Annotated in this window: 24 protein-coding genes; 16 read left to right on the forward strand and 8 right to left on the reverse strand. The window is 61.5% G+C overall.

The genetic code is table 11. From position 1 onward, the window contains the following. Positions 1–15 precede the first annotated feature (15 nt). Both OO25_RS08120 and OO25_RS08125 read left to right on the forward strand, forming a co-directional pair. The gene (locus OO25_RS08120) at positions 16–801 is read left to right on the forward strand and encodes a methyltransferase domain-containing protein (protein WP_040179569.1); all 786 of its coding nucleotides are present in this window, start codon (positions 16–18) and stop codon (positions 799–801) included. Continuing rightward, a complete protein-coding gene (locus tag OO25_RS08125; protein ID WP_040179570.1) occupies positions 801–2,261 on the forward strand; it encodes a hypothetical protein in 1,461 nt (486 codons plus the stop codon). Before OO25_RS08120 ends, OO25_RS08125 begins: the two co-directional genes overlap by 1 nt. Before the next feature lie 72 nt (positions 2,262–2,333). Here OO25_RS08125 and nadC read toward each other — a convergent pair whose 3' ends face one another. Genes nadC through nadA form a run of 3 tightly spaced genes read right to left on the reverse strand, consistent with a single transcriptional unit; the run spans position 2,334 to position 5,923 of the window. Further along, entirely contained in the window at positions 2,334–3,188 is an 855-nt protein-coding gene (nadC, locus tag OO25_RS08130; RefSeq protein ID WP_040179571.1) for a carboxylating nicotinate-nucleotide diphosphorylase, read from the reverse strand. Next, positions 3,185–4,867, reverse strand: coding sequence for an L-aspartate oxidase (locus OO25_RS08135; protein WP_040179573.1), 1,683 nt, complete (start codon positions 4,865–4,867; stop codon positions 3,185–3,187). Before OO25_RS08135 ends, nadC begins: the two co-directional genes overlap by 4 nt. A 3-nt stretch (positions 4,868–4,870) precedes the next feature. After that, positions 4,871–5,923 carry a quinolinate synthase NadA gene (nadA, locus tag OO25_RS08140; protein ID WP_040179574.1) on the reverse strand — a complete coding sequence of 351 codons (1,053 nt, stop codon included), beginning with the start codon at positions 5,921–5,923 and terminating at the stop codon, positions 4,871–4,873. 347 nt (positions 5,924–6,270) lie between these two features. Here nadA and OO25_RS08145 point away from each other — a divergent pair, with 347 nt between their 5' ends. Genes OO25_RS08145 through OO25_RS08155 form a run of 3 tightly spaced genes read left to right on the forward strand, consistent with a single transcriptional unit; the run spans position 6,271 to position 8,497 of the window. Continuing rightward, positions 6,271–6,975 carry an ABC transporter permease gene (locus OO25_RS08145; protein WP_040175495.1) on the forward strand — a complete coding sequence of 235 codons (705 nt, stop codon included), beginning with the start codon at positions 6,271–6,273 and terminating at the stop codon, positions 6,973–6,975. Next, entirely contained in the window at positions 6,972–7,697 is a 726-nt protein-coding gene (locus OO25_RS08150) for an ATP-binding cassette domain-containing protein (protein WP_040179576.1), read from the forward strand. The genes OO25_RS08145 and OO25_RS08150 overlap by 4 nt, the downstream gene beginning before the upstream one ends. Further along, a complete protein-coding gene (locus tag OO25_RS08155) occupies positions 7,694–8,497 on the forward strand; it encodes a substrate-binding domain-containing protein (protein ID WP_040179578.1) in 804 nt (267 codons plus the stop codon). Before OO25_RS08150 ends, OO25_RS08155 begins: the two co-directional genes overlap by 4 nt. A 76-nt stretch (positions 8,498–8,573) precedes the next feature. Here the strand turns inward: OO25_RS08155 and OO25_RS08160 are convergent, their stop codons facing one another. Genes OO25_RS08160 through apbC form a run of 3 tightly spaced genes read right to left on the reverse strand, consistent with a single transcriptional unit; the run spans position 8,574 to position 10,835 of the window. Beyond that, positions 8,574–9,050 carry a DUF6505 family protein gene (locus OO25_RS08160; RefSeq protein ID WP_040179761.1) on the reverse strand — a complete coding sequence of 159 codons (477 nt, stop codon included), beginning with the start codon at positions 9,048–9,050 and terminating at the stop codon, positions 8,574–8,576. Next, on the reverse strand, positions 9,050–9,757 hold the full coding sequence (locus OO25_RS08165; protein ID WP_040179580.1) for a DUF4444 domain-containing protein: 708 nt from the start codon (positions 9,755–9,757) through the stop codon (positions 9,050–9,052). Before OO25_RS08165 ends, OO25_RS08160 begins: the two co-directional genes overlap by 1 nt. Positions 9,758–9,770: 13 nt before the next feature. After that, positions 9,771–10,835 carry an iron-sulfur cluster carrier protein ApbC gene (gene apbC / locus OO25_RS08170; protein WP_040179581.1) on the reverse strand — a complete coding sequence of 355 codons (1,065 nt, stop codon included), beginning with the start codon at positions 10,833–10,835 and terminating at the stop codon, positions 9,771–9,773. 177 nt (positions 10,836–11,012) lie between these two features. Between apbC and OO25_RS08175 the strand changes: the two genes are divergently transcribed. Beyond that, positions 11,013–11,747, forward strand: a complete 735-nt coding sequence (locus OO25_RS08175; RefSeq protein WP_040179584.1) for a hypothetical protein — start codon at positions 11,013–11,015, stop codon at positions 11,745–11,747. A 29-nt stretch (positions 11,748–11,776) separates the two neighbouring features. Here OO25_RS08175 and OO25_RS08180 read toward each other — a convergent pair whose 3' ends face one another. Continuing rightward, positions 11,777–13,726 (reverse strand): 4Fe-4S binding protein, encoded by a 1,950-nt coding sequence (locus tag OO25_RS08180; protein ID WP_040179586.1) that lies wholly within the window; start codon positions 13,724–13,726, stop codon positions 11,777–11,779. A 390-nt stretch (positions 13,727–14,116) separates the two neighbouring features. On the opposite strand from OO25_RS08180, the gene OO25_RS08185 reads away from it, so the two are divergent. From OO25_RS08185 to OO25_RS08225, 10 genes are all read left to right on the forward strand, one after another. Beyond that, positions 14,117–14,656 (forward strand): DUF3305 domain-containing protein, encoded by a 540-nt coding sequence (locus OO25_RS08185; RefSeq protein ID WP_052465630.1) that lies wholly within the window; start codon positions 14,117–14,119, stop codon positions 14,654–14,656. Continuing rightward, positions 14,653–15,384 (forward strand): DUF3306 domain-containing protein, encoded by a 732-nt coding sequence (locus OO25_RS08190; protein WP_040179588.1) that lies wholly within the window; start codon positions 14,653–14,655, stop codon positions 15,382–15,384. Before OO25_RS08185 ends, OO25_RS08190 begins: the two co-directional genes overlap by 4 nt. 46 nt (positions 15,385–15,430) lie before the next feature. Further along, on the forward strand, positions 15,431–16,078 hold the full coding sequence (locus OO25_RS08195; protein ID WP_040179763.1) for a molecular chaperone: 648 nt from the start codon (positions 15,431–15,433) through the stop codon (positions 16,076–16,078). Between the two features lie 59 nt (positions 16,079–16,137). Further along, positions 16,138–16,329: a twin-arginine translocation pathway signal protein gene (locus OO25_RS08200; RefSeq protein ID WP_014875663.1), complete on the forward strand. Its 192-nt coding sequence runs from the start codon at positions 16,138–16,140 to the stop codon at positions 16,327–16,329. A gap of 107 nt (positions 16,330–16,436) precedes the next feature. Continuing rightward, a complete protein-coding gene (locus OO25_RS08205) occupies positions 16,437–19,412 on the forward strand; it encodes a formate dehydrogenase subunit alpha (RefSeq protein WP_040179589.1) in 2,976 nt (991 codons plus the stop codon). A gap of 12 nt (positions 19,413–19,424) precedes the next feature. Continuing rightward, the gene (gene fdh3B, locus OO25_RS08210) at positions 19,425–20,018 is read left to right on the forward strand and encodes a formate dehydrogenase FDH3 subunit beta (protein ID WP_014875661.1); all 594 of its coding nucleotides are present in this window, start codon (positions 19,425–19,427) and stop codon (positions 20,016–20,018) included. Positions 20,019–20,114: 96 nt separating this feature from the next. Next, positions 20,115–21,353, forward strand: coding sequence for a formate dehydrogenase subunit gamma (locus tag OO25_RS08215; RefSeq protein ID WP_040179592.1), 1,239 nt, complete (start codon positions 20,115–20,117; stop codon positions 21,351–21,353). Positions 21,354–21,371: 18 nt separating this feature from the next. Then, the gene (locus tag OO25_RS08220; protein WP_040179594.1) at positions 21,372–22,694 is read left to right on the forward strand and encodes a c-type cytochrome; all 1,323 of its coding nucleotides are present in this window, start codon (positions 21,372–21,374) and stop codon (positions 22,692–22,694) included. A gap of 4 nt (positions 22,695–22,698) precedes the next feature. Beyond that, the gene (locus tag OO25_RS23365) at positions 22,699–22,824 is read left to right on the forward strand and encodes a hypothetical protein (RefSeq protein WP_255352594.1); all 126 of its coding nucleotides are present in this window, start codon (positions 22,699–22,701) and stop codon (positions 22,822–22,824) included. After that, complete coding sequence (locus OO25_RS08225) at positions 22,821–24,182, forward strand: sigma-54 dependent transcriptional regulator (RefSeq protein WP_040179596.1); 1,362 nt, start codon at positions 22,821–22,823, stop codon at positions 24,180–24,182. The genes OO25_RS23365 and OO25_RS08225 overlap by 4 nt, the downstream gene beginning before the upstream one ends. A gap of 56 nt (positions 24,183–24,238) precedes the next feature. Here the strand turns inward: OO25_RS08225 and OO25_RS08230 are convergent, their stop codons facing one another. Beyond that, positions 24,239–26,209, reverse strand: coding sequence for a cache domain-containing protein (locus OO25_RS08230; protein ID WP_040179598.1), 1,971 nt, complete (start codon positions 26,207–26,209; stop codon positions 24,239–24,241).

The following is a 26,209-nucleotide window of genomic DNA, read 5'->3' on the forward strand; positions in this document are numbered from 1 at the left end:
GAAGGGACACCTGTTATGTCGCATGTCTATTCCAATGAATTCTATGACTATATCGACCTTGGCGCGCGCAGCTCGGCGCAGGCGTTGATCGCTGCTGTACAGCCTTGGTTGGACGCCGGCAGTGTGCTGGATCTGGGCAGCGGTCGTGGCGTCTGGCTCAGTGAATGGGCCAAGGCAGGGGTTGAGGAGGTCGCCGGTGTAGACGGCGATTATGTAGACCGTGATCGGTTGGCGATCCCGGCGACGTGCTACCATGCGGCGGATCTGACGCAGGAGATTGACCTCGGCCGCCGCTTCGATCTGGCGCAAAGCCTGGAAGTGGGGGAGCATCTGCCGAAGGCCGCATCCGCGACATTGGTCAACGGACTGACCCGCCATGCGGATCGGGTGTTGTTTTCAGCCGCCGTACCGGGGCAGGGCGGGGAGTTTCATATCAATGAACAGCCGCTGTCGTTCTGGCAGGACCTTTTTGCCGCACAGGGCTATCGCGCCTTTGACTGCGTGCGCCCGGCCCTGAAAGAGGCGGAGGGGGTAGAGCCCTGGTATCGTTACAACACGGTTCTTTATGTGAATGAGGCGGGGCGTGAGGGCCTGCCTGAGGAGGTCCTCGCAACCGAAATCCCAGCAGGCCAGAAAGTGCAGCCTGCAGGCAGTATTGGCTGGCGGTTGCGCCGGGGTGTGGTCTCGGTGATGCCCGAGGCGATGGTGACCAAGATCGCCCAGGCGCGCGCGGCGATCATTGCGCGACAGGCGCGGGCTGCGGGTCTGGTGGGTGCTGGTTCAGCAAAAGGAACGATCTGATGACACTGGTGATGGACGGCCCCGTGGTGGCGCCACGACAGGGCGTCTGGCCCTTGGTGGCGACGATCGCAGTGGCCTTTGTCGGGTTGCTGATTGCGGCGGTGTTTCAACTGCCGGACCCGCTGATCCGTCACGACGACTACCCGGCCTTGTTTGGCGATGCGGAAACCTACTACGTTAAAACCCTGATGGAAGGGCGCTGGGTCAACTACCTGTGGCACCTGCGCGAAACTCTGCTGCCAAGCTGGGTCAACTACCTGATTTACAATGCGCTTTGGGCTGTGGTGTTGGGGTGCCTTGCGCATAATGCGCTGGGCGCCGGGGCGGCGCTGTGGCGCAAGGGGGCGGTGGCACTGATTGCGGGCCTGTCTGCGCCGGCGCTGCTGATTTCACTGTGGTTCAATACCCTGATCCCCGGCATGGCGATCCTTGCCATCTATGCCCTGGCAACCACGCAGCTGTCGGACCGGACCTGTCGCTGGCTGCTGGTGCCATTTGTACCGCTGGCGCTGACGGCCTATACCACCTACCCGTTTTTCCTGCTGGCCCTCTGTCTGACTCGCGCGGATACGCAGCGCTCGGCCAAGGATCTAGCGGCATTGCTGGGCCTGTTCATCCTGTGCTTTGCGCTGGCGATGGCGTCAATCTATACGCTGAACTATCTGTTTCACGGTATTTTTGGCATTCCGATGGCCGAATGGCGGATGCCAAGCCCGGCCCATGATCTGGCGTCTGTAGTGGAGAACATTGGCCTGATCGGGAGTTTTCTGACCAGCTCTGCATCGCTGATGTCATTCCACTTCCTGCCTTTGACCGTGTTTCAGCTGGCGCTGTTTGGCTGGGCTATATGGGCCGTCGGACACTCCGATCCTTGGCGCGTGATCTATCCGCTTGCGGGCATCTGCCTTGGGGTGGGGCTGATCTTTGTACAGACGGTCAAGACCGGCATCACCCTGCCGCCGCGTGTTTCTGGGTTTGTCTGGCTTTATTATGCGGTGCTATTGGGTCTGCTGTCGCAGGAACTGGCGGCGCGGGGCGCGGGCTGGGATCGCATCGGGCGCAACCTTCTGGCCTTTGTTGCGCTGATCTATCTGGCGTTCAACATGTTGCAGCATCGCGATATTACTGCTTGGCAGGCAGACAGCCGCAGGATGGTGGGGCAGATCAAACAGGTGGATGGCCCGATCTATGTCAGCGGGACATATCTGTCGCTGCCGTCGGGGGAGAAGTCCGGCCTGCAGCATGACCTGTCGGTGGCGTTCCGCCTGACGCAGTTGACCGGGCGGGATGTGGTGATCTGTGAGATGACGCCAGATGTCTGTGCCCATCTGCCAGAAGATGTGCAGGTGGGGGCCAGCGGTGCGCAATATGAGGTGCGCAATCTGGACGCGGGCAGCGTGATCATGCTGTCATCTACCCCAATCCGCAAGGCGGCACACAACATCCCCGATGGCGGGTGAGCTGATATATCAGATGAAACGAGAACGGGGGCCTCAGCGCCCCCGTTTGCATGTGAGATCCGTTGGGTAGGCTCAGAAATCGAGGCCAAGATCCAGCGTCTGCGCCGAGTGGGTCAGCGCACCAGAGGAGATATAGTCGACGCCCGTGGCTGCGACCTCGGCAATGCGGTCGCGGCGCATATTGCCGGAGGCTTCGGTCACCAGATGGCCCTTCGCCATTGCCACAGCCTGCGCCAGCGTGTCGGTGTCCATATTGTCCAAAAGCACCACATCGGCGCCACCGGTCTCCAGCACCTCTTCCAGCTGAGTCAGCGTATCGACTTCGATTTCGACCTTCATCATATGGCTGACATTGGCTCTGGCTGCGTGCAGGACGGCGGCCACGCCACCGGCGGCAGCGATGTGATTGTCTTTGATCAGGATCGCGTCAGACAGCCCGTAGCGGTGATTGTAGCCGCCGCCATGTAGTACCGCCTGTTTCTCCACCATGCGCAGACCGGGGGTGGTCTTGCGGGTGCAGGTGATCCGGGTCTCTGTGCCTTTGGTTTCGGCCACGAATGAGGACGTCAGACTAGCGATGCCGGACAGGCGCCCGGCAAAGTTCAGGGCCACACGTTCACTGGACAGGATCGACGCGGCAGAGCCTGCGATGGTCATCAACGTCTGTCCGGGGGCGCATGGTTGGCCGTCCTGCACCAGCGTGTCGATCTTGAGCGCCGGGTCGACAAGGTGAAAGGCGATGCGGGCAATCTGCATGCCGGACACCACGCCTGTGTCGCGCGCATTGAGCCGCGCCTCGTAGGTGGTCTCTGCCGGGATGACGGCGCGGGTGGTGACATCACCGCTTTGGCCAAGATCTTCCAGCAGGGCTGCGCGGATCAGAGGCTCCAGGATCAGGTCGGGCAGGGTGGCAAAGGACGGGGTCATGTCAGATCCTTGACGGCGGCGGCGCGGATGGTGCGGGCCTCGGTGAGGGTGATGTGGGTGCGATGGGCCTGTGCTGGGTCGGCGTCGGGATAGTCATCGCGGAAATGCCCGCCCCGGCTTTCACGACGGGCCAATGCGGCGGCGGCAATCAGCGTGGCGGTGGCACACATATTGGCAAAGCTCTCGTCATCACCGTGCTCTGTCAGCAGCTGGTCGATGGTTGCAAGCGCGGTTTTCAGCCCGGCTTCGTCCCGGCGCACGCCAACATGGGCGGTCATCGTCTCACGCAGGCGGGCTATTGCGCTGGCGGGGGCGGCAGGCGTGGTGGCGGGGGCAAAGGTCAGCGACAGGGTCGGTGACTGGCGCCAGTGATCGGGCAGCGGTCCCAGGGTTTCGGCGATATCCTGTGCGGCGGTACGGGCGTAGACCAGCGCCTCCAAAAGGCCGTTGGAGGCGAGGCGATTGGCGCCGTGCAGTCCGGTTGAAGAGGCTTCGCCACAGACCCAGAGATGGGCGAGACTGGCGCGGCCCTGCATGTCGGTGTCGATGCCGCCCATGTGGTAATGCGCGGCCACTGCGACCGAAATTGGGGTCGCAACGGGGTCGATACCGGCACGGGCGCAGGTTTCCGCAACGGTGGGAAAACGGGTCAGCACCTCGGCGCCCAAGGCGTCGCGCGTGTCGAGCATCGGGCGGCGGCCTGCCTGCGTTTCGGCAAAGATCGCGCGGGCGACAATGTCACGGGGGGCCAATTCGGCATCCGGATGCGCGGCCAGCATGAAACGGGCGCCCTCAGCATTTATGAGGGTTGCGCCGTCCCCACGCAGCGCTTCGGTCGCCAGCGGCGCCGGATCCTCACCAATGTCAAAGGCGGTAGGGTGGAACTGCACGAACTCAGGATCGGCAATGCAGGCGCCGGCGCGGGCGGCAAAGCCAATCACCTGGCCGCGAATACGGGGCGGATTGGTGGTATGTGCAAACAGCCCGCCAGAGCCGCCGCCGGCCAGAAGGATGGCCGGAGCGCGGATTAAAAGCGGTACGGAGGTGCCGCTCGCATCGCTGACCCAGACCCCGGTGACGCGGCTGTCACTGACGTCCAGCCGGACGGCTTGGGTGCCCTCATGGACCTGAATGGACGGCGTGGCGCGCACCGCTGCAATCAGCGTTTCCATGATCTGCCGACCGGCCTGATCACCTTTCACCCGCACCACACGGGCCATGGAATGGGCGGCCTCGCGGCTCATGACAAAGCCGCCATCGGCGGTGCGGTCAAAGGGCGTGCCCAGCTCGGTCAGGTCCAGAATATGGTCCTGCGCCACCTTGGTGACCATGGCGGCGACCTCGGCATCAACGGTCCCGGCGCCCGCGCGCAGAGTATCGCTGGCATGGGCGGCTGGGCTGTCGGCCTGATCCATCGCGGCGGCGACTCCCCCCTGTGCCCAGGCGGAACTTGCGCCTTCACCAAGGGTTTCGGGCGAAATCATCAGCACAGGGCGCGGCGCCAGTTCAAGCGCGGCATAGAGTGCGGCCATGCCAGCGCCGACGATCACCACGCGATCGGTGTCACAGGCGGCGGTGGCCTCGGTCCTGGCCTGCACATCCAGTTGGGGGCGGGTCTTGTCACGGGAGGCCTTGCGGACCTGATCCTCAGAGGTGACCTTCGCGCCGGGGGTGTCCAAGGATCAGATCCCCAGTTTCTGGCTGAGATCAATCATCCGCTGCACCGCAACGCGGGCCTGTTCGGCCACCTCGGCGTTGACCTCAACCGGTTCGGACATTGTGTGCAGCGACCACAGGATTTTTTCCAGGGTGATTTTCTTCATGTAGGGGCACATGTTGCAGGGGCCGACAAAATCCACCTCGGGCAGTTGATCGGCAATATTCGAAGCCATCGAACATTCGGTGATCAGCATTGCCTTTTCGGGCTTTTCGTCGGTCACATATTTGATGATGCCGCTGGTGGAGCCGGAGAAATCCGCCTCATTCACAACATCCGGCGGGCATTCAGGGTGCGCGATCAGCCGGGTGCCGGGGTTCCATTCGCGGAAATCGCGCAAATCCTTGGCGGTGTATTGCTCATGCACAATGCAGGAGCCCTCCCACCAGACGATGTTTTTCTGCGGCACCTGTTGGGCGATGTTCTGCGCCAGATATTGGTCTGGCGTCATGATCACGGTGTCGCTCTCCTGTGCGGCCACAATCTGGGCGGCATTCGAGGAGGTGCAGCAGATATCGGAGGCGGCTTTGACCTCGGCTGTGGTGTTCACATAGGTGACCACCGGCGCGCCGGGGTATTTCTCGCGCATCTGGGCGATGCCCTCGGCGGTGATCGATTCCGCGAGCGAACAACCGGCCTCCATATCGGGGATCAGCACGGTTTTGTCGGGGCTGAGGATCTTGGAGGTTTCGGCCATGAAGTGCACGCCGCATTGCACGATCACATCTGCCTCGACCTTGGCGGCCTCAATCGCGAGCTGGAGGCTGTCGCCGACCACATCGGCAACGCCGTGGTAGATTTCCGGCGTCATGTAGTTATGCGCCAGAATGACGGCGTTCCGCTCTTTCTTGAGAGCCAGAATGGCCGCAACATAAGGCGCGTAGGTGGCCCAGTCGATCGGGTTCACCACGCGGTCCATATTGGCGTAGATCCCGGACATCTCTTCGGCCAGAGCCGGATTTGGCGCAAGGTCATAGTGGTTGGCGAGCTGATCGCGCATGGTTTGCAGATCGAACATGGCATTTCCTCAAAGCTGCGCCGGAGATGGCACTTTGGGGAATTCTTGTTTCATGTTCACATTTAGCACGCAAGCAAGTGAACGGGGTTTATTGCCCGAAAAGCGGGAATTCCTGCTGCAAATCGGCGCCAATCCGTCAACATCGGCAACCGACTGGATCCAGAGGTCGTGACGACCTTCTGACCATCCGGTAATGTCAGCGCAAACGGGGCGGGGTCAATTTGTCCAAAATGCGCGATGGGTGACGTTTTTGTCTATTGGGCGGTCCGATATTGTGGTTTGCACAGAACCAACACGCAGTAGAGGGAAGCGGTAAGACCGGTCCCATAGGGAGAAAACCCGCCTCCATGTCTGATCTCTGGGAAGGATTGGTCCAGGCCTTTTGGCTGGTGGTCACGCTGGATAGCGATCTGGTGGAGATTACGCTGCGCTCGCTTCGGGTCACTTTGACCGCGTTGCTGGTGGCTGCGTTGATTGCGCTGCCGTTGGCGGCCTTGTTGGCGGTGCGCCGGTTTCGCCTGCGGCGGATCACCATTGCGGTGCTCAATGCGCTGATGGGGCTGCCGCCTGTTGTGGTCGGGCTTGTGGTCTATGTGATGCTGTCGCGGGCCGGGCCGTTCGGGGTGCTTGGGCTGCTGTTCACCCCGACCGCGATGATCATCGCGCAAGTGATTATTATTGTGCCGCTCGTGGCCTCCATCGCGCATCAGTCGCTGCGGGATCTGTGGAGCGATTACCACGACCTGCTGATTTCCCTGAACGCCAGTCAATTCCAACGGATCTGCACGCTGCTCTGGGATGGGCGGCGGGCCTTGCTGACGGCGGCGCTGGCCGGGTTTGGCCGCGCAATTGGCGAGGTCGGCGCGATCATGATTGTGGGCGGCAATATCGACCATGCTACGCGGGTGTTGACGACGGCAATTGCGCTGGAAACCGGCAAGGGGGATTTCGCCATGGCGCTGGGGCTTGGCTTTGTGCTGATCGCGCTGGCCGTTGCGGTGAACCTGACCATTCACTGGCTGGGCAAGACCGAAAGTGAGGGGCGTTGGTGAGCGAGGCGAACACTCTCTTCCCGCTGGTGGTCAACGGGGCACAGGTGCGCCGGCGTGGCAAGACGCTGATCGGGCCGGTGGATTTGCGGCTGGACGGGCAGGGGACGACCATTGTGATCGGACCAAATGGATCGGGCAAAACGTCCCTGTTGAAGATGCTGCATGGTATTCTGCGGCTGGGGCAGGGGCGGATCAGCTGGGGCTGTCCCATGGCGGAGGCGCAGCGGCGTCAGGCCTTTGTCTTTCAGACGCCTGTCATGATGCGCCGCTCGGTGGTGGAGAATATCGCCTATCCGCTGCGGCTGAACCGCGTGTCGCGCAAGGTCGCGCTGGCGGAGGCTGAGGTCTGGGCTGAGCGGATCGGATTGGGCGGGGATGCGTTGCAGCGGCCTGCGGTTTTGCTGTCCGGCGGGGAGCGACAGAAACTGGCACTGGCCCGCGCGCTTATTCGCAAGCCGCAGCTGTTGTTTCTGGATGAACCCTGTGCCTCGCTCGATGGGCGGGCCACCCGCGAGATTGAAGAAGTACTGACCGAAGCGACAGCGGCGGGCACACGGCTGATCATGTCGACCCACAATATGGGGCAGGCGCAGCGGTTGGCAGATGAGGTGCTGTTTGTGCTGCATGGGCAGATTGCCGAGTTTTCAGCGGCGGAGGCGTTTTTTGCCCGTCCGCATACCGAACAGGGACGCGCATTTCTAAGAGGAGATATTGTCGAATGAAACGGATTATGCTGGGGGCTTTGGCCGCGCTGGCGATGGGAACGGCTGCGCTGGCAGAGGAGATGAAGCTGGCGGTGACCACATCCTTCCACAACTCCGGTCTGGCAGAGGTGCTGCTGCCTGAGATTAAGGCCGATCTGGGATTGGAGGTGCAGCTGTTGGTGGTGGGCACCGGTCAGGCGATCCGCCTTGGTGAAGCGGGTGATGTGGATGCCATTCTGGTCCACTCCAAAAAGGCGGAAGAGGCATTTCTGGCTGGGGGCAATGGCACCCATCGCCGGGAGATCATGTATAATGACTTTGTTTTCATCGGGCCCAAGGCCGACCCTGCGACCATTGCGGGCGCGGGATCCGCGAAGGCGGCATTGCAGAAGATTGCAGCCGCTGAAGCGGCCTTCGTCAGCCGTGGTGATGACAGCGGAACCCATAAGAAGGAGCTGAGCCTCTGGGCCGTGGCGGATCTGTCACCTGACGAATTTGGCGACTGGTACAACGCTGTTGGCGCAGGCATGGGGGCGGCGCTGAATACAGCCTCTGGCATGGGGGGCTACATCATGTCCGACCGGGCAAGCTGGCTTAACTTCGCCAACAAGGGCGATTTGGTGCTGCTTTATTCCGGCGATCCCGTGCTGTTCAATCAATACGCCTATCTGCCGGTGAACCCGGAAAAGCACCCGCATGTGAAATCGGAACTGGTGGCCGAGCTGGAGACTTGGCTGGTGTCCGACAAGGCCAAGGAGCTGATCAACAGCTACCAGATCAATGGCGAAGCATTGTTTGTGTTCAACGCCGAACAGTGATGCGGTGCCTATTGGGGCTGTGAAACGGAAAACGCCGCGCGGGGTCTGCGCGGCGTTTTTCGTGGGTCGTAGGCGTTCAGTCGTCCGTTACATGGATGGCGAATTGCTCTAGCCCGGCGTCCTGTGCCTCAATCGCGCGATAGCTTTCCTTGACGCCGGCATCTGTCAGCTCGCGCATGACGGTCAGCAGGGTGTTGGGCGCGTGGTCGGCGCAGAGGTCGGCCATATGGGCCAGCTCTTCCTCCGCCACGGGGCGGGCGGTATCGGCATTCGGGGCGCCATAGTAGCTGACAAAATGCTGTGCCAGTAGATCGGTGAGCGAGGCCATTTCACCCTCTTCGATCTTGGTCACGGCGACAAAGGTGGCGCGCCCGCCGGTTTCCAGCCCCATCCAGCCATTGGCGAAGGCCTGGCGCTGTTTGCCGATCAGATCCGCCTCTTCCCAGTTGGAAAACTCAAACCCGCCGGAAATGCACCACTCCCCGGTGCGGGCGGGGCTGGCAAAGACGTTCTGATCGCTTTCGTCAAAATGAATGGCGCGGGCAAGCTGCATCATGGGGTCTCCAGTAGCGTGGTGAGGGGGATCAGGTGGGTGGTGGTCTTGTCCCGCAAAAGCAGGCCGAAGTCCTCATCCACCCCGAGAAATGTACCGGTCCGGCCTGCGTGGGTTATGGTCTGGCCGATGTCCTGCGCCAACCCGCGCCAGGTGCTGTGCACCGGTTCGGTGCCTTCGTCCTCCCAGCGATTGATCCAGTGCAGCGCGTGGCGCGCCCAGCTTTCCAGCAATTGACCGGCATCCACATCGGCGCAGCCCTCAGCATAAAGCGCGGTATCTTCGGGGCGGTCGCCGGTTTCGCCATCGCTCGGCGGCCAGAGTGGCAGGTCGAGGCCAATGACCAGCCAGTCTGGCACCTCTGACGGTGCGGTGGTACTGGCGGCGGCACGTAGGCGGCCGCAGCGCCCGCCATTGATGCGCAGCCCGCCATCCCATTGCAGGTGCACCGCCACCTCTGGCGGGGCCAGCGCGCCCAGGGCGTTTTGCAGCGCGATAGCGCAGACCGGCAGCATGGTCATCGCTTGCTGCAACGCCACCTCCGGCGCAAACACAAGAGCTGCCTGCAAGCGATCATGCGCAAGATTATGCACCACCAGGCCCGCATCACAGCCTAGCACCGCCTTCTGACAGGCGAGGGCAAAGGGATCCTCGGCCCCGTTGAGGGCCAGCCCCGCCATCAGAGGCGGGAAGCTGAGGTCGCTCATGTCCGCCACCGGATCAGGCCTGACCCTTGGCGACGAGATCGGCGGCCAGATCGTGGAACGCCTTGGCCTGCGCGCTGTCGGGTTTGCTGACCGCAATCGGCGCACCGCCGTCAGCGGCCACCCGTACGTCCAGATGCAGCGGGATTTCTGCCAGCAGCGGCACATTCAGCTTATCAGCCTCAGCTGCGACGCCACCATGGCCGAAGACATGTTCCTCATGCCCGCAGTTGGAGCAGATATGCGTGGACATATTTTCCACCATACCGAGGATTGGCACATTCAGTTTCTGGAACATGTCGATGCCTTTGCGCGCATCGATCAGGGCGACGTCCTGCGGGGTAGAAACCACGATGGCGCCGTCCACATGGGCCTTTTGCGCCAGCGTCATCTGCACGTCGCCTGTGCCCGGTGGCAGGTCGACGATCAGCACATCCAGCGCGCCCCATTGCACCTGCATCATCATCTGCTGCAAGGCGCCCATCAGCATCGGCCCCCGCCAGACAACCGCCTGATCTTCGTTGGTCATCAGGCCGATCGACATCATGGTGACGCCATGGTTGCGCATCGGCAGGATGGTCTTGCCATCGGGGCTGGCAGGGCGGCCAGAGACACCCAGCATCCGTGGCTGCGAGGGGCCATAGACATCGGCATCCAGCAGGCCAACACGGCGGCCCTGCGCGGCCAGCGCGCAGGCGATATTCGCCGAAACCGTCGATTTGCCAACACCGCCTTTGCCCGAAGCAACTGCGATGATCCGGTCAACGCCGGGGATCTTCTGCGGACCTTGAGGCTGCGCCGGTTTGTTCGGCTTTAGATCCGGCGGCGCCTTGGTGGAATGGGCAGTCAGCATGGCAGAGACCTTGCCCGCGCCGGGCAACGCTGTCACCCTGGCGTCGGCTTCATCGCGCACAGGCGCGTAGACGTCGGATTTCGCCGGGTCGATCTCCAGAACAAAGCGGACAGCGTCCTCTTCAATATTAAGCGCGCGGACGATGCCTGCGGCGACGATATCGCTGCCGGACACCGGGTCTTTGATGGTCTTGAGCGCCTCTAGGACAGTTTCACGAGTGAGGGACACGCCGGGGTTGCTCCTTCTTGGTGCGAGCTTGGGTCAAGCTGGCTTGATTGGTATTGATGATCTGCCGGGGTCGTCGCCTCGGCTGCAACAGTTCTTGACGGGGATGTAGATGGTTTCCTAGCATTTCATATGGTCTGGGTATGTAGTCTTTTGCGCAAATATACGGGGATACTGGTCGTGCTGGTACTTGCCGTTTCGATGCAGCCCATGGTCGCCCTGGCACAGGGTGATCCGCGTATGGTTCGGCTGATTGCGCCCCAGGCGCTCATCGACACCGGGGTGCTGGGGTTCATGCTGCCCCGATTTTCCCTGAAAACACAGGTGCGGGTGGAGGTGGTCGAACCGGGCGAAGACGCAGAGGTCGCTTTGGGACCACGGGGGGCACCGGTGATGGAGGGTGGCGGGATCATCTGGCATCTGGAGCTGATTACCCCGGATCACACGGGGGCGCAGCGGTTTGCGGATTGGCTGACCTCTGAGGTGGGCGGGCGCACGATTGCTGCCTTCGCCCCGGAGGGGATCCAGATGTTTCGCGTGCCCGCGCAACCGGATGCGCAGGAGGATGTTGCCACATGGGATGGCGACGCCGGGAACGGGTATCATCTGTCGAAGGTCCATTGCGGACGCTGCCATGCGGTGGAGGAGGCTGGGCGGATCAACAGCATCGGCTCGACGCCGTCGTTTTATGTTCTGCGCAGCCTTGCGGATTGGGAACAGCGGTTTCAGGCGTTCTATGCATTGAATCCACACCCCGCCTTTACCCAGGTCGCCAAGGTCACGCCGCCTTTTGATGAGGCGCGACCCTCGCCCATCGTCCCGGTGGAGATCACGCTGGATGACCTGGAGAACATCCTGGCCTATGTGGCGGTACTCAGCCCGGCGGATCTGGGCGCACCGCTGGAGCATAAATAGGGGCGTCATCGTCTCTCGGTCCCTCAGGATCAATGATCCTTGCGCTTGCTGAGGTAGTCCTCGGTGGTTCGCACCTTGGGCCGCTCCGCGCCCGCGAAGGGAGAATTCTGCTGATGGAATTGCGCATTGACGCGGCAGTCGTCACACATCTGGATCATTCGGGCAGCATCGGGGTTGGCAAACATTGAGTGTTTCCCAGCCAGCTTCTCGGTGATCTTGTCGATGGTCGACTTTACACCGAACAGCGATCCGCATTCGACACAGGCAAAGGGCTCTTCCTCGTGCAGGACCACCTGTGACAACGCCGCTGACGTCAGGTTGAGGCGCGGTTCATAAGTGATCGCATCCTCCGGGCAGACATTGGCGCAGAGGCCACATTGCAGGCAGGCGTCCTCCTGAAAGCGCAGCTGCGGCAGGTCCGGATTGTCGCCAAGCGCGCCGGAGGGGCAGAGCGAGACACAAGAGAGGCAGAGCGTACAGTTGTCCGATGACACCAGCACCGCACCATAGGGCGCGCCCTCTGGCAGCGGCAGGGTCTCAGCCTCGGGCAGCAGTGCCTTTGCGGCCTGGCGGGTGATCTGGCGGCGGGTGCCCATGGGGCGTTGAGGTGTTTCGACCTGAGCCAAGGTGCCGTCGCGAGCAAACAGAACATCGCTGAGTTGATCCGGGTCACTGAGGTCGAGCAGATGCAGGTGCGGACCGGCAATGGCCGCGGCGAGCGCGCTTTCGCGCTCCTGCACGTCGCGCTCACTCTTGGGAGAGAGCAGCACCGACACCTCAGTGAAACCGGCGGTCAGGGCGGCCAGAGCTTCAGCATGACCAAAGCTGTTGAGCGCGTCCACCGCCAGCGGGATCACATCTGCGGGCAGGCCACGGCCATGGCGGGCCGCCAGTTCGATCATCTCGCTGCCGTGCTGGTCGACCACGAGAAGCCGGGGGGCGGAGCCGCCTGCGTCGAGATAAGCCTTCGCCAGTGTCTGGATCCGACGCATCAGCGCATCGGTTGGAGGTGCGTCATAGGTGATCGCACCGGAAGGGCAGAGCGAAGCACAGGATCCGCAACCCGCACAGATCATCGGGTCAATGCTGACATGGTCGCCAGCAGGGCTGATAGCGCCGGTTGGGCAGACATCCAGACAGCGGGTGCAGCCAGTCTGGCCCGCGCGGGAATGAGCGCAAAGCAGCGGTTCACTGCGCACGTAGAGCGGTTTTTCAAAGGTGCCGATCAGTTGGCTTGCTGCAAGGGTGGCCTCAGCAACTGCCGGAGCGGATTTTGGATCGGCCCGCAGATAGCCGTCGCGTTTTTCGGGCGCCGGAAACAAGGCCTGACCGCCGCGCAGATCCAGAATGAGATCACAGATCGACTGGCCGCCATTCCGGGCCTCACCCCAGGTCCAGTTGCGCCCGGTGACATCCAGCTGTTGCAACTGATCGATGGTAACGGCGAACTGCCCCAGCGCGCCCTTGGCGTGGCGCAATTGTCCCGAAATCACGTCATAGGCACGGCTGTGAGGCGGGTCGCTTGGTGTGTCAAGAAGGACGGTCACTGCGAGGCTGTCCTGCAAACGCGCAGCCGCCGCATAGGCAATATCTGGCGCGCCGAGGATCAGGCACACCCCTTCGGACTGCAGGTCGATCGTCTTCGCAGGGGGCGGTGCCAACGTCGCTTCGGCGATCAGGGCGGTCATTTTGGGCAGCGTGTCGGCGGTATCTGCGGTCCAACCGGCCCGGTCGCGCAGGTCGATGAACCCTGGTGTGGGGGCGTCGATTTCTTCTGCCAGAGCCTCGAAAATGCGGTGCTCCTGAGCGCAGCAAATAATTGCATCCTCTTGCATCAGGGCGGCGGCGGCCTGCTCGATCTCATCTGTGCAAAGCGCTGAATGCAGCTTGGAGCAGGGCAGACCGGTGCGGCGCGACAATGCCTCGGAATCGATGGATTGCGTTCCCGCACAATCACATAAAATCAACGTCTTAGGCATGGTTTCTCCGCGTATTCTATGGTCTTTCAGAGCAGCGTAATTCCGCCGCCTCGCGCTCAGACTAGGCATGTTTGCGCAAGCAGGTAAACCGCAATTCGCATCGTGAGTGTGCCGCCATCCCCGGCAAATCAAGCCGGTGATTCGCGCCACAGGCAGGCCGGGCTGCCCCGGCGTTAAGCCTGAGTGAATTAGTCAAAATAGACTTTTCGTCCGGGCGGTTCTGCGGGGTCATATCGGACTGGTCAATTTGACCATTGATGTTGATTTAATGCGCCATCAGCAAAAGTTATCTTTCGGCACAGCTGGGGAATGCGGCACTGTTGGGGCAGTCGAATTCATGAGCAGGGCATTGACGTGGCCGAACCCGCAGATCGCAGTGCAAAGACGGATATGATCCCACTGGGCGTCGTATTGCGGCGCCAGCCGGGCGTGACGCGATGGGCGCGCTGGTCCTGGAAGGCGACCTCGGTCCTGCCAGGGGCAGCACCGTCGGACTGGCAGTTGCTGCGCGAAGCGGGTGAGACCCGTGAATTTCATGTCGCCACCCTGCCGCTGGAACTGCACCGCAGTGAGGCGGAAGCGTATCTGCATGGCCTCACGGCTGAGCCACCCTGCATCTATGTGGTGCTGCGGGAGGGCGCGTCGGAGGATCGCCCACTGGAAGTGCTCTTGGTGACGGCTTCGCCCTATGAGGCGCAGGACTATGCCGACAACGGTGAGGATCTGGTGGAGAAAGTACCGATGCCGGATGGGCTGGTGGCCTGGATCCGGGATTTCGCACAGCTGCATTTCCATGATGAACCGTTCAAGAAGCGTCGCCGGGATCGCGTAAAAACCGATGCGACTGAGGATGGTATCGGGGATCCGCGCATCTCCCAGCTGACCGATGTTTACCGGTCACCCACGATGAAAAAGGCGCGCCTGTCATGAGCGGGGATGATTTCTGGTCCCGCCGCCGTGCCAAGGTTGCAGCTGAGCAGCAGGCGGAGGCCGCCGAGACCGCGGCCGCCGCGCGCGTTGCCGAAGAGCAAGCGCTTGAGGCGAAGAGCGATGCCGAACTTCTGGAAGAGCTGAACCTTCCGGACCCGGATCAGATGCAGCAGGGTGATGACTTCAGCGTTTTCCTGAAAGAGACCATTCCGGCCCGACTGCGGACCCGCGCGCTGCGGCGTCTGTGGGCCAGCAATCCGGTGCTGGCGAATGTCGACGGGCTTTTGGATTATGGTGAGGATTTCACTGACAGCGCCATGGTGATCGAAAATCTGCAGACCGCCTATCAGGTGGGCAAGGGCATGACCGCCCATGTCGAAGAACTGGCGCGGCAGGCGGAAGAGGCAGCAGGCCGTGCAACGGGGATCGTCGCCGAGGTGCAAGATGAGGACCCTGCAGGAGAGAAGGCCGCGTCTGTGGATGAGGAAACCGCCGCAACGGCCAGGCCCGTTGATCCGGTGCGCCGTCCGACCATGGCGCTGCTGTCGCCTGCGGATGCGGATGATGCGGAGGTGCCCATGCAGGAGGCCGCTGCGCCTGCCATCCCGACCGATGCGCCGCCATCTGCACACGTCGCATCTGACCCAGTGATACCAGACCCGGTGGCGGCTGCGCCGCGGCGGATGCGCTTTATCTTCGCCGACGACACGGATGCGCCCGCGGCTTGACCATCGACCCGATCCAAAGACCAAGATGCCCCTCAAGGAGACACATATGACCGCCAAGGAAGCCCAGTCAGAGACCATCGCACAGGAGGGCAGCCCTGCCATCCCGCAGGATGAGGATCGTCTGCGCGCGGATCTCTATAACTTTCTGGGCCTGATGCTGTCCGGTCCGCCGGATGAGATGCTGCTCGCGCAGGTATCGGGGCTGGCTGGGGATGACACAGATCTGGGTACGGCGATCAATGCGCTGGCGAAACTGGCCAAGCTGACCAAACCGGCAGCTGCCGAGCGGGAGTTCAACAAGCTGTTCATCGGTCTGGGGCGCGGTGAGCTGCTGCCCTACGCAAGCTATTACCTCACCGGGTTCCTGAATGAGAAACCGCTGGCGGCCCTGCGGCAGGACATGGCCGCGCGCGGCATGACACGGGCGCAGAATGTCTATGAGCCGGAGGATAATATCGCCTCGCTGATGGAGATGATGGGCGCGCTGATCGCGGGGCGCTTTGGCGCGGTGGCACCACTGAGCGACCAGAAACAGTTCTTCAACAAACACATCGGTCCTTGGGCGGGTCATTTCTATTCCGATCTTGAGGCGGCAAAGAACTCGGTGCTTTACGCCGCTGTCGGCGCCGTGGGCCGTGTCTTCATGGAGATTGAGTCCGAAGGATTTCGGATGAGCGCGGAGCAATCCGCCTGAGCCGGGCCGGTGCGCCGGCCCATAACCCTGTGAACCAACCATTTGAGGAGGAGGATCACATGACCAGAAAGACCGAGGAGGCCACAAGCCGCCGCGACTTTCTCAAGCTGGCAGCGACCACAACGCCGATTGCGGCGGTGGCGGTTGCAACGACCGGCGGCACGGCCGAGGCGGCCGAGCCAGACCTGACATCAGAGGTGATGCAGGACACCGCGCATACCCGCGCCTACTACGACAGCCTCCGGTTCTGACGCACCGGTGATGTTATGAACGCCCCCGGCGACTGGTTGCGTGACGCCCGACTGCCAAAGGCCCCCAATAACCCAGCGAACCCGTAAGGGAAGCAAGGGAGGAACACATGCTTAGGAAAAAGACCAACGGGGTTGCGCGACGCCCCCAGCGGACCAGTATCCTGTCCAAGGTTGCGGAAATCTCCGTTGACCGCCGCGCGTTTTTGCGCGGATCCGGCCTGGCCATTGGTGGCCTTGCCGCCATCAGCGCCACAGGTGGCTCAGTCACCAAGGCGAATGCCGCAACCGCTGCGGCAGGCGCGGTGGAAACCGTCAAATCTGTCTGCACCCACTGTTCGGTCGGCTGTACCGTCGTGGCAGAGGTGCAAAACGGCGTCTGGACCGGTCAGGAACCCGGTTGGGACAGCCCGTTCAACCTTGGTGCCCATTGCGCCAAAGGGGCCTCCGTGCGCGAACACGCCCATGGTGAACGCCGCCTGAAGTACCCGATGAAGAAAGAAGGCGGAGAGTGGAAGCGCATCAGCTGGGAACAGGCGATCAACGAGATCGGCGACGGCATGATGCAGATCCGCGAAGAAAGCGGGCCGGACTCCGTCTACTGGCTGGGGTCAGCCAAGCACAACAACGAACAGGCCTATCTGTTCCGCAAATTCGCCGCCTATTGGGGCACCAATAACGTCGACCATCAGGCGCGGATCTGTCACTCGACCACCGTTGCAGGTGTTGCAAATACATGGGGCTACGGCGCCATGACCAACAGCTACAATGACATCCATAACTCCAAGGCCATCTTCATCATCGGTGGCAACCCGGCAGAGGCGCATCCCGTCTCGCTGTTGCACGTGCTGAAGGCCAAGGAGCAGAACAACGCGCCGCTGATCGTATGTGATCCGCGCTTTACCCGCACGGCGGCTCATGCCGACGAATATGTGCGCTTCCGTCCCGGCACCGATGTGGCGCTGGTCTGGGGCATCCTGTGGCACATCTTTGACAACAGCTGGGAAGACAAGGAATTCATCCGCACCCGTGTCTGGGGCATGGATCAGATCCGCGAAGAAGTGGCCAAATGGACGCCTGAGGAAGTCGAACGTGTGACCGGCACCCCCGGCAGCCAGCTGAAGCGTGTGGCGCGGACATTGGCCAACAACCGTCCCGGCACTGTGATCTGGTGTATGGGTGGCACTCAGCACACCACCGGTAACAACAACACCCGCGCCTATTGCATCCTTCAGCTTGCGCTGGGGAACATGGGCACCTCGGGTGGCGGCACCAATATCTTCCGTGGCCATGACAATGTGCAGGGCGCAACCGATCTTGGCGTTCTGAGCCACACCTTGCCGGGTTACTATGGCCTTTCCAAAGGCGCCTGGGCCCATTGGGGCCGTGTCTGGGGCGAGGATGGTGAGTGGCTGTCGGCGCAGTTTGACTCCATCAAGGGAGCCGACGGCAAAGACAAATCGCTGCAGAACCTGACGGGTATCCCGGTCAGCCGCTGGATCGACGGTATCCTTGAAGACAAGGACAACATGGATCAGCCGAACAACGTGCGGGCCATGGTTCTGTGGGGCCACGCGCCGAACTCTCAGACCCGTATGACGGAGATGAAGACGGCGATGGAGAAGCTGGACATGCTGGTCGTTGTTGACCCGTATCCCACCGTCTCTGCCGTGCTGCATGATCGCACCGATGGTGTTTACCTGCTGCCCGCCTGTACCCAGTTCGAGACCCGTGGATCGGTCACCGCGTCGAACCGGTCTTTGCAGTGGCGTGACAAGATCGTCGATCCGCTGTTCGAGAGCCTGCCAGATCATGTGATCATCGCCAAGTTCGCGAACAAGTTCGGCTGGGGCGACCGGCTCTTCCGCAATATTGAGATGGAAGACGCCGAAACCCCGAATGTCGAAAGCATCACGCGCGAATTCAACAAGGGTATGTGGACCATCGGCTACACCGGTCAATCACCGGAGCGGATGAAGTTGCATATGGCCAATCAGCATACCTTTGACCGCACCACGCTGCGGGCCGTGGGTGGTCCTGCTGACGGGGACTACTACGGTATGCCCTGGCCCTGCTGGGGCACCGCCGAAATGGGTCATCCGGGGACGCCGAACCTCTATGATATGTCCAAACCGGTGTCCGAAGGTGGCCTGACCTTCCGCGCGCGTTTCGGCGTGGAGCGGGATGGCGACAACCTTCTGGCTGAGGGTGTCTATTCTGCAGGGTCGGATATTCAGGATGGCTATCCCGAATTCACCTATCAGATGCTGAAGGATCTGGGCTGGCACACCGAACTGACCCCAAGTGAGCGGGCGTTCATCGCCAAGGCGGCTGGAGTGGACGGCTTTGCCGACTACACCCATGAAGTTGGGGAACAAAGCATGTCGCCCTTCCCGTCGGACTACGACGACAAAGTCGCCAAGGTGAACTGGAAGACGGATTTGTCCGGTGGCATCCAGCGGGTAGCGATTGCCCATGAGTGTGCGCCCTTCGGCAATGCCAAGGCGCGGGCCGTGGTCTGGACCTTCCCGGATCCGGTTCCCATCCACCGCGAGCCGCTTTATACCAACCGCCGGGATCTGGTCGAAGACTACCCGACATATGAGGACCGTCATTCCTACCGGTTGCCGACCCTCTATGCGTCGATCCAGAAAAACGACGTCTCCAAGGAATATCCGATCATCCTGACCTCTGGTCGTCTGGTCGAATACGAAGGCGGCGGCGAGGAAACCCGGTCCAATCCGTGGCTGGCAGAACTGCAGCAGGACATGTTTGTCGAAATCCACCCGCGCGATGCCAACAATATCGGCGTTCGGGATGGATCGCAGGTCTGGGTCGAAGGTCCGGAGGGCGGCAAGGTCAAGGTCATGGCAATGGTCACAGAGCGGGTCGGAGAGGGCGTTGCCTTCATGCCGTTCCACTTTGGCGGTCACTACCAGGGTGAAGATCTGCGCGACAAATACCCCGATGGAGCTGACCCCTATGTCTTGGGCGAAAGTGCCAACACCGCGCAGACCTATGGCTATGACAGCGTGACCCAGATGCAGGAGAGCAAGTGTACTCTCTGCAAGATCAGCGCAGCATAAGGAGAAAGAGATATGGCAAGAGCGAAGTTTCTCTGTGACGCCGAACGCTGCATTGAATGCAACGCCTGTGTCACGGCCTGTAAGAACGAGCACGAGGTGCCTTGGGGTATCAACCGGCGCCGGGTGGTGACCATCAATGATGGCAAGCCCGGCGAGCGGTCGATCTCGGTCGCCTGTATGCATTGCTCGGACGCGCCCTGTATGGCGGTGTGCCCGGTCGACTGCTTCTACCAGAACGAGGAAGGCGTGGTCCTGCACTCCAAGGATCTCTGCATTGGCTGCGGCTATTGCTTCTACGCGTGCCCCTTTGGCGCGCCGCAATATCCGCAGGCAGGCAACTTTGGCAGCCGTGGCAAGATGGACAAATGCACCTTCTGCGCCGGTGGCCCTGAGGAGACGCATTCCAATGCGGAGTTCTCCAAATACGGCCGCAACCGGATCGCCGAGGGCAAGCTGCCCATCTGTGCCGAGATGTGCTCGACCAAGGCGCTGCTGGCGGGTGACGGGGATGTGGTTTCCGCTGTCTACCGCGAACGTGTGGTGGCCCGTGGCTTTGGCTCCGGTGCCTGGGGCTGGGGTACAGCCTATGACCAGAAGGGCGGCTGATCACAATCCTCTTTGACATGATGGGATGGCCCGCCCGCGCGGGCCGTCCTGTTTCCATATTCAGTTTCCAAGACAACCCATGAAGGAGTGTGGCCCATGCTGCGCATCGCCTTTGCAATTTTGATGCAACTGACGTTGATCGCGGGGGTCGCTGCGGCGCAGGACGCACCAGATGCCCCTGCGGCGGGTGCTGTGCCAGATCGCAGTGCCACAGGCGGCGCGCAGACGCTTGAGGATATTCTGGCGCGGCAGCGCGGGGAAAAAATCGACGACAGCTTTCGCAGTGATGACACGGGCGCGGCGGCACTAGGGGCTGGGTTGACGGAACAGCTGGGCACGCTTGGCGGCGCGTCTGACCCTGAGTTGTGGCGCGCAATCCGCTATAACGCTGCTGACCTGCGCGTGTCGGCAGGCGGCGATGTGGCCGCTGTGCTGGTGCAGGATGGTGGCATGCGCTGGCTGACCTTCCGCGAGGGGCCGTTGCGCACCTACGGTGGCTGGCTGCTGCTGGGCACCATTGCGGCGCTGGCCCTGTTTTATCTGCTGCGCGGTCGCATCCGCATTCACGAGCCCGCAACCGGGCGCAGCGTAACGCGGTTTCAGTTCATCGAACGGTTTGCCCATTGGATGCTGGCGGGGTCGTTTATCCTCCTTGGCCTTACTGGGTTGGCCAGCCTGTTTGGCCGTCTGGTGATTGCGCCTTATCTCGGCAAGGAGATCAATGCAGGCCTGCTGATCTGGAGCAAATGGGTGCACAACAACGTCTCTTGGGCATTCATGCTGGCGCTGGTCATGGTGTTTGTCATGTGGGTCGCCCATAATATTCCGAACCGGACAGATCTGGTGTGGATCCGCCAGATGGGCGGTATCGTCGGTAAATCGCACCCGCCGGCGAAAAAATTCAACTTTGGTCAGAAATTGATCTTCTGGTCGGTGATCGTCTTCGGTGTCTCCATTTCCGTCTCGGGACTGTCGTTGCTGTTCCCGTTTGAAATTCAGCTTTTTGCCAAGACCTTTGCCATTCTGAACGATCTGGGGCTGCCACAGCTTGTGGGATATGGAACGCTGCCGGTTGAACTGGCACCGCAGGAGGAAATGCAGCTGGCGCAGAGCTGGCACGCGATCCTCAGCTTTGTGCTGATGGCGATCATTCTGGCACATATCTACATCGGGTCACTTGGCATGGAAGGCGCCTTTGACGCCATGGGCAGCGGCGATGTGGATGAGGCTTGGGCGCATCAACACCACTCTCTCTGGCTAGAGGAGATGCGCAAAAAAGGCGAAGTGACCCCTGACGGCAGCGACGGCGCCAAGGGCGCAACACCGGCGGAGTGAACGGCGGTGGCCCGTCACATGTCAGCACGCGCCGGTGTGTCCCACAAAATCTGCGCTATTTGGGGGGCGGCAGTGCTGTCGGTGATGGGTGTCAGCGGATACGCGGACGCAGATGAATTCACCACATTGAAGGGTCATGGCGGCCCAGTTATGGCGCTGGCGGTGTCGCCGGAGGGGCAGGTGGCCACCGGCAGTTTCGACAATGCGGTGGGGCTGTGGCATGATCGCAGCCCGCGCTGGCTTGAGGGTCATGACGCGGCTGTGACCGCACTTGCATTCATTGATGCCGGGCGACTGGTCACCGCAGGAGATGATTTTGCGCTCTACCTCTGGCCTCAGGGCAGCGCTAAGGCAGAGCTGATCGGGCGGCATCAGGGCAAAATCCGGGCGCTGGCCGTGGTACCGAACGGTGACACCCTTGTGTCGGCCAGCTGGGATGGGGAGATCGGCCTGTGGCCGCTTGATGATGGCTCCGAGCGGCGGATCACGGTTGGCAGCGGGATCAACGATGTTGCGGTCGGATCGGACGGATCTATCTATGCGGCAACCATGAGTGGGCAGATCCTAGTCTACGAGAATGTCGACAGCCCGCCGCGTCGGCTGGTGGATCAGGGGTTCGGGATCAACCAGCTGGTGCTGGGGCCGGATGGCGATTGGCTGGCCTATGGGGCTGTGGATGGTGCCACCCGTGTTGTTGACAGTCAGAGCGGCGATCCGGTTGCGGATTTCACGCTGGAGCGGCGGCCCATTCTGGCAATGGCGCATCACGCGGAGACAGCGCAGCTCGCCGTGGGGGACGGGCAGGGCTATATCATGATGGTAGATACGGAGACCTGGCGCATCAGCTCCGATTTTCGTGCCACCCGTGCGGGGCCGGTCTGGGCATTGGATTTCGCACCGGACGGGCAGACGATATGGGCGGCGGGGCTGGATGATCTGGCCTATGGCTGGCCTGTTGCGCTGATGGGGGAGGCTGAAGCGCAGATTGCGGGCAACCGCGGGTTTCTGAAAGACCCGGCCACGATGCCCAACGGGGAGCGGCAATTTATGCGCAAATGTTCCATCTGCCACGCGCTTGACCCCGGGGACAGCCGTAAAGCGGGACCAAGTCTGCATGACGTCTTTGGCCGTCCGGCGGGAACGTTGGCCGGGTATCGATATTCAGAGGTCCTTGATGGATCTGATATAATTTGGGGAGAGGTGACGATCGATGCCCTCTTCGATCTGGGGCCGGATCACTATATTCCGGGTTCCAAGATGCCGATGCAGCGGATTACGGATCCGCAGGACCGGCGTGATTTGATTGCGTTTCTGAAACGCGCAACCAAGGTGGAGAAGTGACCAAATGAAAGCCATGTTGACGGGATTTGCCGCCATCATCGTGATTGCTGCCGGTGCGAATTTCGCGCTGGATCAGGCAGGATTTGCCGCTGAAGAGGTGCATTCCGGCCCCTCTGTGCGACTGGACTGACCGTGCTGACAGCTGCGCCGCTGCCCCGCGATGAATATGGGGAAAACCTTGCTGGTGCGTCGATACTGGTGATCGACGACGAACCCGGCATGCGCAACTTCATGACAAAGATCCTGACCCCTCGTTGCAAACGGGTGGAGCAGGCGGCCTCGGCCACAGAGGCATCGAATATACTGGATCAGGCGCATTTCGATCTGATCATCCTCGACAATATCATGCCGGGCAAGACGGGGCTGGAGTGGGTGCAGGAGCAGCATAAGGTCGGCCTGTTTGCGGACACGGTTCTGGTCACCGCCTATGCGGATCTGGAAACCGCCATTCAGGCCCTAAGGGTCGGCGTCGCGGATTTCGTTCTGAAGCCGTTCCGCGCCAACCAGATCCTGAACTCAGTCGCGCGCGCGCTGGATCGAAAGCATCTGCGGCAGGAGAATTATCTGCTGAAACATGCGCTCTCTGCCGAAGGCACGGCAACACGCGGGCGGCTGTTGGGGAAATCCCCGGCGATTCAGACCGCGCGCGACATGATCACCCGGCTGGCACCGCTGCCCACACCGGTTCTGTTCACGGGCGCCAGCGGTACGGGCAAGGAAATCGCCGCGCGGACGCTGCATTCGCTGTCGGACCGGGCGGAAAAACCCTTTGTTGCAGTCAACTGCGCTGCGATTGCGCCGGACCGGATCGCACATGAGCTGTTCGGCATGGTGGATGCGCAGGACCGCAGGCAGGACGGCTTGTTTCTCTATGCCGATGGGGGGACGCTGTTCCTGGATGAGGTCGCGCAGATGCCGGAGCAGGTGCAGGCGGCCCTCTTGCGGGTGCTAGAGGATCAGCGCATCCGCCCGGTCGGTGCCGAACGCGATATCCCGCTCAATCTGCGGTTTTTGTTTGCCACCAATGCCGATCTGGAACAGGCGGTGGCTGAGGGACGGTTCCGGGCGGATTTGTACCACAGGATCAATGTAGTGAATATCCAGATGCCGCCGCTGAGTGAGCGGGTTGAGGATATCGTGGAGCTGGCTGCGCTCTTCATGGAGCAGTTTTCCACCACGCTGGCGATGCCCGCGCTTGAACTGGACGCTGAGACCCTCTTGAAATTCAGCCGTTATGACTGGCCGGGAAATGTGCGCGAGTTGCGAAATCTGATCGAACGCTCGGTCATTCTGGGCGCCTTTCCGGAGGAGTTTGCAGGCACGGGCGCGGTGACAGGGTCGGCCGCGATGGATACGCTGGATCTGGTGATGCAACGCCACATCATGCATGTTCTGGATGCCTGCGAGGGCAACCGGGCAGAGGCAGCCCGCAGGCTCGGCGTGTCGCGAAAAACCATAGATCGCAAATGTGCCAGCTGGGGCCTTTGATCTGAGAGAGAGCGGCCGGCGGTGCGCCTGCCGTTCTGCCGTTTGCGGTCTTGTGCTTAGGACGGCGCCTCGACTGCTGGCAACCAGATTGAAAAAACCGCGCCGATTATTTTTCCACCTTCAACGCGGTTCTCGGCCGAGATTACACCGCCTGCACGTTGGATCAGAGTCTGGCTGATCGACAGGCCCAAACCGGTGCCTTCACCCAGTTTTGTGGTGTAGAACGGGTTAAATACAGATGGCAGGTCTTTCGCCGCAATGCCTGGCCCGGTATCTGCAACCTCCAGACAGGCACCGCTGATATGATCCCGGTCCATTTCGCGCAAAGTCAGCAAGAGCTGGCCAGAGCCCTCCATCGCCTGCACGGCGTTTAGGATCAGATTGATCACCACCTGCTGCAGCTCGCCGGGATCAATGCGGACCGCCGGTGTCTCGCCGAAGTGCTCGATCACAGCGATGTCCTGTTTTGTTACCACGTGATCGACCAGCACCAAACAGTCGGACACCACAGGCGCCAGATCCAGGCTCTCTTCAAAGGTGCCGAACTCAGTCGGGCGGGCGAATTGCAGCAGCTTGCTGACGATGGCGCTGATCCGCAGAATCTGATCGTCGATCAGTGCCAGCTCCGTTTCCACGTCCTCGGTCGCAGGCCCGAGTGTCATCCGCATGACATCGACGTTGCCCTGAATAACCGCAATCGGGTTGTTGATCTCATGGGCGACACCGGCAGTGATTTCCCCGATCGAGGCGAGTTTTTCGCTCATCACCAATTGCTTATAAGTGGCTTCCAGTTTGTCATTGGCGGCGCGCAGTTCTGCGGTGCGCTGGTCAACGCGGTCGTTCAGCTCACCCGCCCAGTCGCGCAGTTTCTGATCGCGGTCTTGGACCTGATCCAGCAGACTATCGAGGTGGGCTGCAACCTGACCGATTTCATCGCGCCGCCCCACATTTCCATTGCGCGCCGCCAAGTCACCACGTTCCACACGAGCCATGGTCTGGCTCATCTGCTCCAACGGCGCAAAGATTCCCTTGGCCAGCCACAAAAATAGCGGTGCTGACAACAGCAGCACCGAGAGGAAGGACAGGACAACGGTCCAATAGGCAGAGACTTTGGCCGCGGCAAACGGGGCCTCAAGGAAACCCACATAGAGCATGCCGACCCGTTTTCCGAAACTGTCGGTCAGTGGCAGATAGCCTGAGATATACCAGTCGTTCACCACAAAGGCGCGGTCTAGCCAGGTTTGCCCGTCTCCCAGAACAGCATCTCGTACGGCTTGCGATACACGGGTTCCAAGAGCGCGGACATCCTCAAACAGGCGAACGTTGGTGGAAATGCGGGTGTCACCCAGAAACAGCGTCGCGGTGCCCTTGCGGCTGATCCTGTGACTGTCGCCGAGATAAACCAAGGCGTTGATCGTGTCGATGAAGTCCAGATCCCGGTTCAGCAGCCTCCCCGCCACCAGCACGCCTTCGCTGCCGGGGTTCGACACCGGTGCAGCTGAGTGGATCACCATACCGCGATCTTCGGCGGGGCGGGTGGTGGGGGCGGCCGCTTCGGTCTCAATCAGCGGGATGCGGGCGCGGTCGCGCAGATCGGCAGAGATCACATCAAGATCTGCGGCAGTGAAGATGTCGATTTCCGAGGCCAGATCCCCTTGGGCGGCGCGGTTGATGACCGGCCAGCGACGGGCATCACGGTCAATGTTGCGCATCGGCAGATAGTAAAGGAAATCGAGCCTGAGCGCCTGTCTGCGTTGATCCAGAAACCTCAGTTGATCCTGTAGCGGCGCGCGCAGGACCTTGGCAAATCGGGTCGAACTGGCGATGGCCGCCAAATCATCGCCGCTGTTTGCCTGCAGCTGCCGTAAGTATTGGTCAGCGATTTTCAGGTCGCTTTCCACGTTGACGATCAAAACGTTATCGTAGTCGGCGTTCCACCGGGCCATTGCCACAACCAGAAGCAGCGGCATCACCACGCTGAGCGGCAGGAGCGCGAGCAGAAGGAGGCGAAGCCGAACAGATTTCAA

It is taken from the genome of Phaeobacter sp. S60 (assembly GCF_000826845.1).
Lineage (GTDB): Bacteria > Pseudomonadota > Alphaproteobacteria > Rhodobacterales > Rhodobacteraceae > Phaeobacter > Phaeobacter piscinae.

Bases quoted from the DNA above. Each gene is read 5' to 3' on its own strand.
- OO25_RS08200 (WP_014875663.1), top strand. From the start codon at position 16,138: ATGACCAGAAAGACCGAGGAGGCCACAAGCCGCCGCGACTTTCTCAAG.
- OO25_RS08145 (WP_040175495.1), top strand. From the start codon at position 6,271: ATGTCTGATCTCTGGGAAGGATTGGTCCAGGCCTTTTGGCTGGTGGTC.
- OO25_RS08190 (WP_040179588.1), top strand. From the start codon at position 14,653: ATGAGCGGGGATGATTTCTGGTCCCGCCGCCGTGCCAAGGTTGCAGCT.
- OO25_RS08125 (WP_040179570.1), top strand. From the start codon at position 801: ATGACACTGGTGATGGACGGCCCCGTGGTGGCGCCACGACAGGGCGTC.
- OO25_RS08195 (WP_040179763.1), top strand. From the start codon at position 15,431: ATGACCGCCAAGGAAGCCCAGTCAGAGACCATCGCACAGGAGGGCAGC.
- OO25_RS08160 (WP_040179761.1), bottom strand. From the start codon at position 9,050: ATGCAGCTTGCCCGCGCCATTCATTTTGACGAAAGCGATCAGAACGTC.
- OO25_RS08120 (WP_040179569.1), top strand. From the start codon at position 16: ATGTCGCATGTCTATTCCAATGAATTCTATGACTATATCGACCTTGGC.
- OO25_RS08185 (WP_052465630.1), top strand. From the start codon at position 14,117: ATGATCCCACTGGGCGTCGTATTGCGGCGCCAGCCGGGCGTGACGCGA.
- OO25_RS08215 (WP_040179592.1), top strand. From the start codon at position 20,115: ATGCTGCGCATCGCCTTTGCAATTTTGATGCAACTGACGTTGATCGCG.
- OO25_RS08205 (WP_040179589.1), top strand. From the start codon at position 16,437: ATGCTTAGGAAAAAGACCAACGGGGTTGCGCGACGCCCCCAGCGGACC.
- OO25_RS08165 (WP_040179580.1), bottom strand. From the start codon at position 9,757: ATGAGCGACCTCAGCTTCCCGCCTCTGATGGCGGGGCTGGCCCTCAAC.
- OO25_RS08220 (WP_040179594.1), top strand. From the start codon at position 21,372: ATGTCAGCACGCGCCGGTGTGTCCCACAAAATCTGCGCTATTTGGGGG.
- nadA (WP_040179574.1), bottom strand. From the start codon at position 5,923: ATGTTCGATCTGCAAACCATGCGCGATCAGCTCGCCAACCACTATGAC.
- OO25_RS23365 (WP_255352594.1), top strand. From the start codon at position 22,699: ATGAAAGCCATGTTGACGGGATTTGCCGCCATCATCGTGATTGCTGCC.
- nadC (WP_040179571.1), bottom strand. From the start codon at position 3,188: ATGACCCCGTCCTTTGCCACCCTGCCCGACCTGATCCTGGAGCCTCTG.
- OO25_RS08155 (WP_040179578.1), top strand. From the start codon at position 7,694: ATGAAACGGATTATGCTGGGGGCTTTGGCCGCGCTGGCGATGGGAACG.
- fdh3B (WP_014875661.1), top strand. From the start codon at position 19,425: ATGGCAAGAGCGAAGTTTCTCTGTGACGCCGAACGCTGCATTGAATGC.
- OO25_RS08180 (WP_040179586.1), bottom strand. From the start codon at position 13,726: ATGCCTAAGACGTTGATTTTATGTGATTGTGCGGGAACGCAATCCATC.